General features: G+C 66.5%; 11 protein-coding genes and 1 tRNA gene. 11 read left to right on the top strand and 1 reads right to left on the bottom strand.

Translation table 11 applies throughout. The annotated features are described in order from the left end of the window. Positions 1 to 19 precede the first annotated feature (19 nt). A tRNA-Ala gene (locus tag D107_RS0107630) sits at positions 20 to 95 on the bottom strand. A 548-nt stretch (positions 96 to 643) separates the two neighbouring features. On the opposite strand from D107_RS0107630, the gene D107_RS0107625 reads away from it, so the two are divergent. The 11 genes from D107_RS0107625 (at position 644) to D107_RS0107575 (ending at position 13,473) form a co-directional block, all read left to right on the top strand. Continuing rightward, a complete protein-coding gene (locus tag D107_RS0107625; protein WP_018876842.1) occupies positions 644 to 1,423 on the top strand; it encodes a 3',5'-cyclic-nucleotide phosphodiesterase in 780 nt (259 codons plus the stop codon). A 129-nt stretch (positions 1,424 to 1,552) separates the two neighbouring features. After that, positions 1,553 to 2,242, top strand: a complete 690-nt coding sequence (phoB, locus tag D107_RS0107620; RefSeq protein ID WP_018876843.1) for a phosphate regulon transcriptional regulator PhoB — start codon at positions 1,553 to 1,555, stop codon at positions 2,240 to 2,242. Between the two features lie 15 nt (positions 2,243 to 2,257). After that, on the top strand, positions 2,258 to 3,601 hold the full coding sequence (phoR, locus tag D107_RS0107615; protein ID WP_018881176.1) for a phosphate regulon sensor histidine kinase PhoR: 1,344 nt from the start codon (positions 2,258 to 2,260) through the stop codon (positions 3,599 to 3,601). A gap of 302 nt (positions 3,602 to 3,903) precedes the next feature. After that, positions 3,904 to 4,872: a PstS family phosphate ABC transporter substrate-binding protein gene (locus tag D107_RS0107610; protein ID WP_018881175.1), complete on the top strand. Its 969-nt coding sequence runs from the start codon at positions 3,904 to 3,906 to the stop codon at positions 4,870 to 4,872. Between the two features lie 236 nt (positions 4,873 to 5,108). Beyond that, a complete protein-coding gene (locus D107_RS0107605) occupies positions 5,109 to 7,379 on the top strand; it encodes an ABC transporter permease subunit (protein WP_018881174.1) in 2,271 nt (756 codons plus the stop codon). Between the two features lie 27 nt (positions 7,380 to 7,406). Continuing rightward, the gene (pstA, locus tag D107_RS0107600; protein WP_018881173.1) at positions 7,407 to 9,074 is read left to right on the top strand and encodes a phosphate ABC transporter permease PstA; all 1,668 of its coding nucleotides are present in this window, start codon (positions 7,407 to 7,409) and stop codon (positions 9,072 to 9,074) included. A gap of 420 nt (positions 9,075 to 9,494) precedes the next feature. After that, entirely contained in the window at positions 9,495 to 10,325 is an 831-nt protein-coding gene (pstB, locus tag D107_RS0107595; protein WP_018867283.1) for a phosphate ABC transporter ATP-binding protein PstB, read from the top strand. A 26-nt stretch (positions 10,326 to 10,351) separates the two neighbouring features. Beyond that, positions 10,352 to 11,074 carry a phosphate signaling complex protein PhoU gene (phoU, locus tag D107_RS0107590; protein ID WP_018867282.1) on the top strand — a complete coding sequence of 241 codons (723 nt, stop codon included), beginning with the start codon at positions 10,352 to 10,354 and terminating at the stop codon, positions 11,072 to 11,074. Between the two features lie 67 nt (positions 11,075 to 11,141). Further along, a complete protein-coding gene (locus D107_RS0107585) occupies positions 11,142 to 11,747 on the top strand; it encodes a DsrE family protein (protein ID WP_026280772.1) in 606 nt (201 codons plus the stop codon). 441 nt (positions 11,748 to 12,188) lie between these two features. Then, positions 12,189 to 12,623, top strand: coding sequence for a glutathione S-transferase N-terminal domain-containing protein (locus tag D107_RS0107580; RefSeq protein ID WP_018867280.1), 435 nt, complete (start codon positions 12,189 to 12,191; stop codon positions 12,621 to 12,623). A gap of 22 nt (positions 12,624 to 12,645) precedes the next feature. Next, complete coding sequence (locus tag D107_RS0107575; protein WP_018881171.1) at positions 12,646 to 13,473, top strand: amidohydrolase family protein; 828 nt, start codon at positions 12,646 to 12,648, stop codon at positions 13,471 to 13,473. The last annotated feature ends 174 nt before the right edge of the window (positions 13,474 to 13,647 follow it).

Raw genomic sequence — 13,647 nt, 5'->3', positions numbered from 1 at the left:
CAGGCCTTTTTCAGGTGTTTGGTGGAGCGGAGGAGGATCGAACTCCCGACCTTCGCATTGCGAACGCGACGCTCTCCCAGCTGAGCTACCGCCCCAAACAGGACGCGCATTCTAGCAACTCCACCGGGTGGCGGGAAGACCCGTCGGTGCAACTTTCGTTTGCGCATATCGCCCGCGAAATCGCCTTTTCGAGCGACACGTCACGGAAGCCGGGGCTGGACTGGGTCTAGCATTGAGGCATGTCCGTCAGCCACCTCCAGCACCCAGGGAAACACGGATCCATGTACACGCTCGCGTCGGCACCCCAGGTTTTCCGAGACAAGGCGCGGTGCGCAGCCGGTAGAGGTTCTACCGGCCCGTTTTTGATGGATGCGGGCCGCAACGCAGGATCGGGGAATCTGGGGTGCCAACCCCGAAGGGGCTCGGCCGCCCGTTGTGATCAAAAACGGGCGCGCGCACGGCGTTGCGGCTCCCTTGTGCAGAATGACTGCACCGCAGTCACCGCGCCTTGTTCGCACGCAAAAGCGACTCGAGCGCGAGCGTGTACATGGATCCGTGTTTCCCTAGGGGCGTCCGGCCTCGGCTCGCACTCCCCCAATCCAGCCGCGGGACGGCCCGCCGCCGGCTGGATATACTACCCCGCATGAGCTTGACCGTTCGCATCCTGGGCGCCAGCGGCGGGATCGGCCCGGGCCGGCGCACCACGTCGATCCTTATCGATGACGATGTCCTGATCGATGCCGGCAGCGGCGTCGGGGACCTGAGCCTGGACGAACTCCGCCGCATTCGCCACGTGTTCCTGACCCACTCGCATCTGGATCACATCGCCTTCCTCCCGATGCTGGCGGACATGGTCTACAGCGCGGATGCCACGCCCATTCACGTCCACGGCCTGCCCGCCACGCTGAAGGCCCTGTGCGATCACGTGTTCAACTGGGTGATCTGGCCGGACTTCACCCGCCTGCCCCGCCCCGACCAGCCCCTGATCCGGCTGGAGACCGTGCAGCCAGGACAGAGCATCGCGGTGGATCAGCGCGAGATTTGCGTGCTGCCGGCGCGCCACACCGTTCCCGCGGTTGGCTACAGCGTCACCAACGACGACGGCGCAGCCTTTGCCTTCAGCGGCGACACCACCTCCTCGCACCAGCTCTGGCCGGCCCTGAACGCCCTGCCCAATCTCGACCTGCTGATGATCGAGACCGGCCTCCCGGACGAGATGGAGGGCATGGCCGACCTCGCCAAGCACTACACCCCGCAGCACCTGGGGGAGGATCTCGCCATGCTGGAGCATCGCCCGCGGATCGCCATCACCCACCTCAAGCCCGGCCATGAACAGGCCATCCGCCAGCAGCTGGCCCGCTCCCCTCACCACGACGGCATGATCTTCCTGCACGGCGACGAGCGCTTCGTACTCGGCACCTGAAGCATGGCACACAGTGCGCAGACACACGGGCCACGGCCCTTCGTGTCTGCACCACCCGATATCCGCAGGTTCACATGCCTGTAACATGGCTGTTATCTAATGCCGACCAGGCAATCACGAGACGGGGCCATGGCCACTCGAATTCTGCTGGTGGAGGATGACGTCGCAATCCGCGAAATGCTGCAGCTGCCGTTCCAGAAGGCAGGCTACGAGGTGCGCGAGGCCGGCGACGTGCGTAACGCCAAATCCCTCCTGCTGGAAGACCCGCCGGACCTGATCCTGCTGGACTGGATGCTGCCCGACATCAGCGGCATCGACTGGGCCCGCACCCTGAAGGCCAGCCCGGTCACCAAGGACATCCCGCTGATCATGCTGACCGCGCGCGGCGAGGAAGAGGACCGCGTGCGCGGCCTGGATGTCGGCGCCGACGACTACGTAACCAAACCGTTCTCGCCGCGCGAGCTGGTCGCGCGCATGAAGGCGGTGCTGCGACGCACCTCGCCCACTACCAGCGAGGAACCGGTCGAGATCGAGGGCCTGCGCCTGGATCCGGTCTCGCACCGCATCACCGGCAATGGCGAACCCATCAGCATGGGCCCCACGGAATACAACCTTCTGCACTTCTTCATGACCCACCAGGACCGCGTGTTCAGCCGCGAACAGCTTCTGGACAAGGTCTGGGGCACCAACGTGTACGTCGAGGAGCGCACGGTCGACGTACACATCCGCCGCCTGCGCAAGGCGCTGGCCGACACCGGCCATGATCACCTGGTGCAGACCGTGCGCGGTTCGGGGTACCGTTTCTCGCAACACCCCTGACCTTCGGCGGTCCCCGTGCAGCCCCGCAAGACCTGGCCCGACATCCTCATTACCAGCCTGCTGATCGCGCTGCCGATCCTGGCGCTTGGCTGGGCCACCGGCCAGTTCTGGCCCACGGTGGCCTTCCTGCTGGGCGCGGCCCTGGCCTGGAATATCGCCAACCTGCTGTGGCTGGAGACCTGGCTGCGCCGTGGCGGGCGCGCCGAGCCCCCCGATGTGCGTGGGCTCTGGGGCGTGATCTTCGATCAGCTCTACCGCCGCCGCAAACGCCACGAGAATCGGGTGCATCGGCTGCGCCAGCTCCTGGAACGCTACCGCGACTCGGCCCGCGCGATGCCCGACGCGGTCGTGGTCCTCAACGACGACCTGCGCATCGAGTGGATCAACGATATGGCTTGCCAGCTGCTCGGGCTCGAGTGGCCGCGCGACGAGGGCCAGCGCATCACCCACCTGCTGCGCCACCCGGAATTCCTCACCTTCATGGAACGCGCCCGCGAGTCGCTGGCGCGGGTCACCGTGCCGTCGCCGCTGGATGACGAGCGCCAGCTGGAGATGCGCATGCTCCCCTACGGCGATGCGCAGTACCTCCTCCTGGCGCGCGACACCACTCACCTGCACCGGCTGGAGGTGATGCGCCGCGACTTCATCGCGAATGTCTCGCACGAGCTGCGCACGCCGCTGACCGTGCTCTACGGCGTTACCGAGACACTGGAAGACGCACTGGAGGGCCAGCCGGAACTGACCCGCTCGGTGCAGATGCTGCGCGAACAGTCGGAACGCATGAAGCTGCTGGTGGACGACCTGCTACTGCTCTCGCGCCTGGAAACCGGCGAAACCACCGGCCCGCAGGACTGGTTCAACCCGCTACCGATGCTGCAGAAATTGACCGAGGAGGCGCGGCTGCTGTCGGGCACGGAGGCCCATCGGATCGCCCTTGACGCCGACCCCACGCTGGAATTTCGGGGGAATTCGGACGAGCTGCGTTCCGCCTGCGCGAACCTGATGTTCAATGCGGTCAAGTACACCCCCGGCGGGACCACAATCACCCTGAAATGGCGAGCCGATCCTGACGGTGCGCGCCTGATCGTCGACGACACCGGCCCCGGCATTGCCAGCCATCACCTCGGTCGGCTGACCGAACGCTTCTACCGGGTCGACGCCGGACGCACTCAGTCCCGCGGCGGCACCGGACTGGGGCTTGCCATCGTCAAGCACGTCCTTGCCCGCCACGACGGCCACCTCGCGATCGAGAGCCAGGTCGGCCAGGGCAGCCGCTTCACCTGCCTGTTCCCCCTGAGCCGCATTCGCCACGCCGAAGCCGCCGACCGATCCAGCCAGGAAGACCCGGCGGGGGCCTGACGAGCATCCACAAGGTTCCCGGTCCCGGGCCATCCGGACCGATTGCCGCGTCGCTGCGCTCCTCGCAATGACTGCTACAGCAACCCGTCATTGCGAGCGCAGCGAAGCAATCTACCGGGCATAGCCCGGGTCTGGCCGGACCCACATCCCCGATCGCCGCGCTGCCGCAGTAGCCCGCCACATGTCACACCGCTGTCATGTTGCCGTCACGCAACTGCAAGCAAGCCTCCCGATAATCCCGCATCAAGGACCGACCGATCGGCTCCGAACAAACCTCAAAGCAAGCACCAGGGAGTACACCCATGCTGTTCAAGCGCACGATTCTCGCCGCCGCCGCGGCCGCCGCCCTCGCCATCACCCCGGCGATGGCCGATGTCGACCCCAACCTGCCGGCCTATCAGGCAGTCAGCGGGATCTCCGGTAACCTGTCCAGCGAAGGCTCGGACACCCTGAACAACCTGATGGCGCTGTGGGCCGAGGAGTTCCAGGACTTCTACCCGAACGTCAACATCCAGATCCAGGGCGCCGGCACCTCCACCGCCCCGCCCGCCCTGACCGAAGGCACCGCAGACTTCGGCCCGATGTCCCGCCAGCCGCGCGACAGCGAGCAGGCCGCGTTCGAAGAGCGCCACGGCTACGAGATGACCCTGGTGCCGGTCGCCATCGACTCCATCGCGGTCTACGTCAACCGTGACAACCCGATCGAGGGCATGTCCATCGCCGACGTGGATGCGGTGTTCTCCTCGACTCGCCGCTGCGGCGGTGCCGAGGACATCACCCGCTGGGGCCAGCTGGGTCTGGAAGGCTCCTGGGCCAACCGCGACATCACCATCTACGGTCGTAACGCGGTCTCCGGTACCTACGGCTACTTCCGTCAGCACGCCCTGTGTGACGGCGACTTCAAGAACGCCGTGAACGAGCAGCCCGGTTCCGCCTCCGTGGTCCAGGGGGTCGCCGAGTCCCTGAACGGCATCGGCTACTCCGGCATCGGCTACCTGACCTCCGGCGTGCGCACCGTGCCGCTGGGCCAGAACCCCGGTGAATACTTCGAGCCGACCGGCGAGAACGCCGCCTCCGGTGACTACCCGCTGTCCCGCTTCCTGTACGTCGCGGTCAACAAGCACCCGGAAGACGGTCTCGCCCCGCGCCAGGCCGAGTTCCTGAAGATGGTGCTGTCCAAGGAAGGCCAGGAAGTGGTCGTGCGTGACGGCTTCGTGCCGCTGCCCGAGACCGTCGCCCAGCGCCAGCGCGAAGCCCTCGGCCTCGAATAGGACTGGCACAGGAGCCTGCCGGCAGGGATTCATCCCCATGGCCGCTCCAACGCGATCATCGGCCACGGCCGAGACCGCACAAGGCCCGGACACCGTCCGGGCCTTTTTTGTGCCGCCAACCCTTCCCATTGGCGTTCAAACGGCTGTCACGTAGCTGTCACCGTTCTGTCACGAAGCGCCCGTAGCATGCACGCCAACTCAAGCCTTCCGCCTGCCGACCCTCAGGGGAATCCCGAATGTCCGGACCTCATGCGATCTCCACCCTTGGCCGCTTCCAGCGCTGGCGCCGCGCCAAGGACACCTCGGCGCGCTACCTGATCGGCTTTTTCGGCGTGGCGGTGGTCGGCGCGCTGACCCTGATGTTCGTCTACCTGCTGAGCGAGACGCTGCCCATGTTCCTGGGCGCGGAGATCGAGGAACAGACCCAGTACAGCGCCCCCGGCGGCGCCGACACCGGGACGGTCCACCTCGCCGTGAACCGCCACCGGGAGATGGCCGTGCGCCTGACCGAGGATCGGCGGGCCATCTTCTTCCGCCCGGAAAGCGGCGAGATCGTGCAGGAGCAGTCCCTGCCGATCCCGGATGATGCCCGGGTCACCAGCTTCACCGCCGCCGAACCGCGCACCCGTCTGGTCGCGATTGGACTGGACAACGGTCAGGTCCTCGCCATCGAGTACGAATACAACGAACGCTTCACGCCCGAAGGCCGCGCCTATGATCCCGGCCTGGTCTACCCGCTGGGGGACGAGAGTTCCTCCCTGCTCGATGTCGATGGCGAAGGCCAGGCCATCGAGGTCGTCGGCATTCAGCGCGGCTCCAGCGGCGTCCGCGTCGCCGCGGCCACAGCCGATGGCCGCCTGCGTCTGGTGAACTTCGAGGAACGCACCTCGATGATGACCGGCGAGGTCGAAGTTCGCCGCTCCGCCCACGACCTGCCGTCCCTGCCGGATGGCGCCACCCCGTCGCGCATCCTGCTGGACATCACCGGGCGCAACATGCTGGTGGGTGACAATCAGGGCCGACTCCACTACTACGACATCTCCAACCCCCGCAGTGCCCAGCGTATCGATACCCGTCGCGTGGTCGAGGGCGAGGACGCCGAGGTCACCTCGCTGGAGTATCTGCTGGGTACGGTCTCGGTGATGGTTGGCGGGTCGGACGGCTCCGTGACGCAGTACATGCTGGTGCGCGACGACGACAACGTGAACCGGATTACCCGGGTACGCGAGTTTCCCCGTCACGCGGCTGCCGTGACCAATACCCAACCGGAATATATCCGCAAGGGCTTCGCCACCGCGGACGCCAGTGGCGCCCTGGCCATCCACTACCCCACCTCGCAGCGCACGCTGGTCCAGTATCAGGTCGGCACCAAGCCCCTGCATCGGGTCTACATGGACCCGCGCAACCGGCTCCTGGTCGCGATCGACACCGACGAGACCTGGACGCTGCACCGCCTGTCGAACCCGCACCCGGAGGTCTCGCTCCACGTGCTGTGGCAGAAGGTCTGGTACGAGGGCCGCTCCAGCGGTGACTACGTCTGGCAGTCGTCCTCCGCGACCGACGAGTTTGAACCCAAGTTCTCGCTGGTGCCATTGACCCTCGGAACGGTCAAGGCCGCCTTCTACGCCATGCTGTTCGCCACCCCGCTGGCGATCATGGGGGCGATCTACAGCGCCTACTTCATGTCCAGTCGCATGCGCAGCCTGACCAAGCCCAGCATCGAGTTGATGGAGGCCCTGCCGACCGTCATCCTCGGCTTCCTCGCCGGGCTCTGGCTGGCCCCGTACATCGAGTCCAACCTGCCAGCGGTGGCCAGCATCCTGATCCTGATGCCCCTGATGATGCTGGTGGTCGCCTTCGTCTGGACGCGGCTGCTGCCAGAAGGCGTGCGCCGCGTGATCCCGGCCGGCTGGGAGGCCGCGGTGCTGATCCCGGTGGTGGTCCTGGTGGGGTGGTTCTCCGCGTCGATGAGCCCGCTGATCGAGGTCTGGCTGTTCAACGGCGACGCCCGCCAGTGGCTGACCGACGCCGGCTACACCTACGACCAGCGCAACGCCCTGGTCATCGGTATCGCCATGGGCTTCGCGGTGATCCCGACCATCTACTCGATCTCCGAGGACGCGGTCTTCAACGTGCCCAAGCACCTGACCCAGGGCTCGCTGGCGCTGGGCGCAACGCCCTGGCAGACCGTGGTGCGCGTGGTGCTGCTGACCGCCAGCCCGGGGATCTTCTCCGCGGTGATGATCGGCTTCGGCCGCGCCGTGGGCGAGACCATGATCGTGCTGATGGCCACCGGCAACTCGCCGGTCGTGAACTTCAACATCTTCGAGGGCATGCGCACGCTCTCCGCCAACATCGCGGTGGAGATGCCCGAGACCGCGGTGGGTGGCACGCACTACCGCATCCTGTTCCTCGCCGCACTGGTGCTGTTCGCGCTGACCTTCTTCGTGAACACGGTCGCCGAGATCGTGCGCCAGCGCCTGCGCAACAAGTACAGCTCCCTCTAAACCGCACCGACGACAGGCTCCGATCCGATGAATAAATGGTTCAAAACGGGCACCCCCTGGATCTGGCTCAACGCGGGCGCCGTGGCGGTGTCGCTGACGATGGTCTTCGGGCTGATCCTGATGATCGCGGTCAACGGCCTGTCGTTCTTCTGGCCCTCGGACATCATCGAGTTCGAGTACCAGACCACCGAACAGAGCGAGCCCGTCCGGGTGATGGGCGAGCTTTCACGCTCCGAGACCATGACCGCCCAGGCCATGCGCGAGACCGGCTTCGATGTCCCGGAAGGCCAGGAGATCGTGGTCCGCCACCTGATCAAGCGCGGCAACCGCGACCTCGATTCGCGCGACTTCCGCTGGTACATCGAAGACTTCATGTCCGAGTGGGAACGACCGCGCGATGCCGTGGCCCTGGAGCGCCTGCAGTGGGGCAACTTCTACGGCTACATCCGCGAGTTCCGAGTGGACGACGAGGTGGTGGCCGAGGGCAGCGCGGCCCGCGAGGCCTTCGAGGCGCGCATCCCGGAAACCCGCTCCCTGGTGCAGCAGATCGAGCGCATCGAGCGCATCGAGATCGGCCGTATCAACCACGCGCTGGAACAGGTCCGCCTGGCCGAACGCGGCCTGGAGCGCGACACCGCGCTTTCCGACGCGGAACGTTCCGAACGCCATGAGGCACTCAAGGCCGAGCGCGAGGCACTGGATGCGGAGTACAGCGAGCTTGAGGCCGAGCGCAACCGCCTGCGCCAGGAGGTCGCCCGCTACGCGCTCACGCTGCAGACCGCCGATGGCCAGCGTTCCAGCATCAGCCTGTCCCAGATCGTGAACGCCTGGTGGCCGAACGACATGGGCACCGTGCAGAAGCTCGGCCACTACGTGGTCAACTTCTGGGACTTCATGACCGGCTTCCCGCGCGAGGCCAACACCGAGGGCGGCATCCTGCCGGCGATCTTCGGCACCGTGCTGATGGTGCTGCTGATGTCCATCGTGGTGACCCCGTTCGGCGTGCTGGCCGCCATCTACCTGCGCGAATACGCCAAGCAGGGGCCGCTGGTGCGCACTATCCGCATCTCGGTGAACAACCTCGCCGGGGTCCCCTCCATCGTGTTCGGCGTGTTTGGCCTGGGCTTCTTCGTCTACCTGATCGGCGGCAACATCGACCAGGTCTTCTTCCAGGACGCCCTGCCCTCGCCGACCTTCGGCTCGCCGGCGATCATCTGGGCCTCGCTGACCCTCGCCCTGCTGACCTTGCCCGTGGTGATCGTGTCCACCGAGGAAGGCCTGACCCGCATCGGCAGCAGCATTCGCCATGGCTCGCTGGCCCTCGGGGCCACCAAGGCCGAGACGCTATGGCGGTTGATCGTGCCGCTGTCCGCCCCGGCCATGATGACCGGCCTGATCCTGGCGGTGGCGCGCGCAGCCGGCGAGGTGGCCCCCCTGATGCTGGTTGGCGTGGTCAAGCTGGCGCCCAACCTCCCGGTGGACGGCAACTTCCCGTATCTCCACCTGGACCGCGCCTTCATGCACCTCGGTTACCACATCTACGACGTCGGCTTCAAAAGTCCGAATGTCGAGGCCGGCCGGCCACTGGTCTACGCGACCGCGCTGGTCCTGGTGCTGCTGATCATCGTGCTCAACCTCACGGCGATCTCCATCCGCAACCACCTGCGCGAAAAGTACCGCGCCGACAGCGACTGAGACGCGCCATGCACAACGTCTCTCTCAGGCACGGTCATTGCGAGGCCCCGCAGGGGCCGCGGCAACCTCGCGACGCAACCCCGACGTTCGCTCCAGTCGCCTGCGGCGTCCGTCACAGAGATCGCCACGGCCCTGCGCGCCTCCCCATGACGCCTGGCTTCTCCCGTCATTGCGAGGGTCCGCAGGACCCGTGGCACAAAAGCGCGAAGCGCGTTGAACGGCCGCAGGCCGGCCCGAAGGGCGAGCGCAGCGAGTTATCTCCCGACGCAACCCCGATGCCTGCCCCGGGCCGCGTCGGCGCCGACCACGCCGATCGCCACGCGCCTGCGGCGCTCGCGATGACGGTGCTTTTCCGGACCGCCGCCGCACGCTTCGTGCCGACGCGATGTGTCGAACCCTATTCCCCATGGAGTACCCGAAATGAGTGACACCCAGACCCACGCCGTGAACGTGGCCCAGAACAACCAGGCCCCGCGCGGCCTGAACCTCGACCGCGAGGACATCTGCCTGACCGCGGAGGACCTCAAGCTCTATTACGGCGAGGACCAGGCACTCAAGGGGATCGACATCCGCATCCCGAAGAACCGCATCACCGCGTTCATCGGACCGTCCGGCTGCGGCAAGTCCACGTTCCTGCGCTGCTTCAACCGCATGAACGACCTGATCGACGCAGCCCGCATCGAGGGCACCATCCGGCTCGACGGCGCGGACATCTACGACAAGACCGTGGACATCCCCGAGCTGCGCCGACGCGTCGGCATGGTGTTCCAGAAGCCGAACCCGTTCCCCAAGTCGATCTACGAGAACGTGGCCTACGGCCTGCGCCTGCAGGGGGTCAAGAACCGGCGCCGGCTGGACGAGGTTGTCGAGAAATCGCTCAAGCGCGCGGCGCTGTGGGACGAGGTCAAGGATCGCCTGCACGAGAACGCCTTCGGCCTGTCCGGCGGCCAGCAGCAGCGCCTGGTGATCGCCCGCGCCATCGCGATCGACCCCGAGGTTCTGCTGCTGGACGAGCCCTGCTCCGCGCTGGACCCGCTGGCCACGCTGAAGATCGAGGAGCTGATGATCGAGCTGAAGAAGGACTACACGCTGGTCATCGTCACCCACAACATGCAGCAGGCCGCGCGCGTATCCGACTACACCGCCTTCATGTATATGGGCGAGCTGATCGAATACGCTGACACCGACACCCTGTTCACCTCGCCCGCGAAAAAGCAGACCGAGGACTACATCACCGGCCGCTTCGGCTGACGTCGCGACCGCAAGGGGATACCACAATGGACAAGAGCTTCTTCAAACAGCACATCTCGCAGCAGTTCAACGCCGAGCTGGAGGACATCATCAAGCAGGTGATGGCCATGGGCGGCCTGGTCGAACAGCAGCTCGCCGATGCTGTCCACGCGATGGTCGAGGGGGATGTCGAACTCGCCGAAAAGGTGATGACCTCGGACTACCAGATCAACGCCAAGGAGGTCGAGATCGACGAGGAATGCACCCACATCCTCGCGCGGCGCCAGCCCACTGCCTCCGACCTGCGCCTGGTGATCGCGGTGATCAAGACCATCACCGACCTGGAACGCATGGGCGACGAGGCCGAGCGCGTCGGCCGCATGGGCCTGCACCTGCTGGACGCGGACCGCAACAGCGCCCCGATGGCGGACATCGCCAGCATGGGCGAACACGCCCGCGAGATGACGCGCGGCGCTCTCGATGCCTTTGCCCGTATGGATGTTGAACAGGCCGTGCGTGTGGCGCAGCAGGACATCCAGATCGACAGCCTGTACGAGATCATCACCCAGAAGCTGATGAAACAGATGACCGCCTCGCCCGATTCGGTCCCGCGCCTGATGGACATCATCTGGGCCACGCGCTCCCTGGAACGCATCGGCGACCGCGCCCGCAACATCTGCGAATACGTCGTCTACTTCGTCAAGGGCAAGGACGTGCGCCACACCAGCTACGACCAGATGGCCGAAGAGGCCACCGGCGACCGCCACTGAGCCAGGTCCCGTCGCACCCGGGACACGGTCGTTTGCGTCCCGGTCCGGTGCCCGCTTCAATGGGGGCATGCGCAGCTACAGCCTCCTCAAGTCGTTCGCGTCCCGCTCCGGGGGGCTTGTCGCTCTGTGCCTGTGCATCCTGAGCGCGATGCCGGCGCTGGCCGCGAGCCCGCTCGGCGCACCCGAAGCGGCGCCCGAGGGAGAACCCTCGGCCGCCGTACTCGAGCTGCTGGAGCGCGACGAACGCCCCGCCGGCGTGGTCTTCGAGATCATCGAGAATGACCGTGCGGCACTCGCCGCGCTGCTTCCCGAAATCCGCGCGAACATCGCCCGGCTGCGCGAAGACGACCCGGATTTCCCGGTGGCCATCGTCGCCCACGGCGCGGAGCAGTTCACCCTCACCCGCGGCGAGGCCGGCCAGCACCCCGGCCTGCACGCCGAGGTCGAGGCACTGGTGCGGGACGAAGACGTAGACGTCGCCGTCTGCGGCACCTTCGCGGACTGGCGCGGCATCGAGGCCGACGCCTTCGCCGACTTCGTGGAGGTCGCCGATCTGGCCCCGGATCGCCTCGACGACTACCGCGCGCTCGGCTTCGAGATCATCCGCCTGCGCCCCTCCCTGCTCGACGCCCCCGAACAGGACCCCTGGCAGTTCGACTTCGGCAATCCCTGACCTGCCGCTTGCAAGACCTTTTTCACCACGAAGGGCACGAAGGCACGAAGAAGGGCCAGGTCAAAGTCAAAGGCAGTTCACAGGAAGGCTGGAAGATGCGAAGGATGGATCGGCCAGAACCGGCCGGAACCCGGCAAACGCACCGGGCAACCCCCTGTGGGAGCGGGCTTGCCCGCGAAGCCCCCGCCCGCGCCCACTCAGCCACCGGCCTTCAAAACACCCCTCCCCGCCGGGCCCTGCCAGACCCATTACCCGATCCATATCTCTTCCAATCTTCCCCTCTTCCTGTAAATCGATTCTCCGCCCTTGACCCGCCCCTTCTTCGTGCCTTCGTGCGCTTCGTGGTGAATCCGCCCTTAAACCGCCCTTGCAACAGCATGACTAACACTCCGGCCGTCGGGATGCTGTAACGCCGTCGGGCTCCTGTGGCATGCTTTCCGCATGCGATTCCTGATCCGAACCTTCTTCCGCGGCGTACGCCTGATCCTGACCCCTTTCATGCTGATCGGGGAGCGCGTCTCGCGCCCGCGCGGCATCGAGCGCGACCCGGCCGAACAGGCCCGGGTCGACGAGCAAACCCGCCATCTGGCCCTCTATCACTTCCCGGCATGCCCGTTCTGCATCAAGGCCCGACGCGCGATGCAGCGGCTTTCGCTGGACATCGAACTGCGCAACGCCCAGGCCGCCGGGCCCTGGCGCGAGGAGCTGCAGAACGAGGGCGGGCGCCTTCAGGTACCCTGCCTGCGCATCGAGGAAGACGACCACTCGGTGCGCTGGCTGTACGAATCCGACGCGATCATCCGTTACCTGCGCGAGCGCTTCGATCCGCAACAGGCCGCGCCGGCCGCCGCCACCGACGCCCCGCCGCGTTCCTGACCCGGAGCGACAGCCGAAGACCATGTATCACTCCATCCGTCGTTCCCTGCTCGCGCTCCTGCTGACCCTGCCATTCGCGGCGGCCAGCGCCGCTTCGCCGATCTTTGACGCCCACCTGCACTACCGGCCGGCCGAGGCCGCGCACTTCGGCATTAGCGACGTCGCGCGTACCCTGGCCGCCAACCAGGTGCGCAGCGCCATCGTCATGGCCCCCGAAGACGATCTGATCCGCCGCCTCAAGGCCGGGTCCGATACGCGCATCGTGCCGTTCCTGGAGGTTTCGCAGCGGCTGGGCAAGAAGATGGACTGGATGCATGTCGAGGATCTCGGCGACCGCGTCGCCCGCATGCTCGATGAATCCAACGTGAAATGGCGCGGCCTGGGCGAGTTCCATATCCTGGCGGATGACCGCTTCGCCCCCGGTTTCGAGCAGCTGCTGGACCTGGCCGTGGCGCGCGACCTCACCATCATGATCCACGGCGACCCCGCCGTAATCGACCACGCCTACGCGACCCATCCCGAGGTCCGCATCCTCTGGGCCCATGCCGGCAGCTACGCGTACCCGCCGCTGGTGCAGGACTACCTCGAACGCCACCCGCGCATGAACATGGACCTGTCCATGCGCAACCCGCGCATCAATCCCGGCGGCCAGATCGACGACGCCTGGTTCGAGCTCTTCCTGGCCCACCCCGACCGCTTCATGATCGGCGTGGACACCTTCACGCGCACCCGCTGGGAACAGTACACGCGCCTAAAGGACGAGACCCGCGCCTGGCTGGAACAACTCCCCGAGGACGTCGCCCGCGCGATCGCCTTCGAAAACGGCGAACGGCTCTTCCCCGCTCCGTAAAGCCCTGGATTCACCACGAAGCGCACGAAGGCACGAAGAAAGGCCAGGACAAGGGCGGTTCACAGGAAGGCCGAAAGATTCGAAGGATGAATCGGCTAAAACCGCCCGGGGCCTGGCCGACGCCGTGACCCGTCCAGCCCGCCGGCCGAGCCCCCTGTGGGAGCGGGCTCGCCC

This window comes from Thioalkalivibrio sp. ALE30 (assembly GCF_000377465.1).
Lineage (GTDB): Bacteria > Pseudomonadota > Gammaproteobacteria > Ectothiorhodospirales > Ectothiorhodospiraceae > Thioalkalivibrio.
Note: the sequence above shows the minus strand (reverse complement) of the source record. Positions and strands in the feature narration are given on the sequence as shown.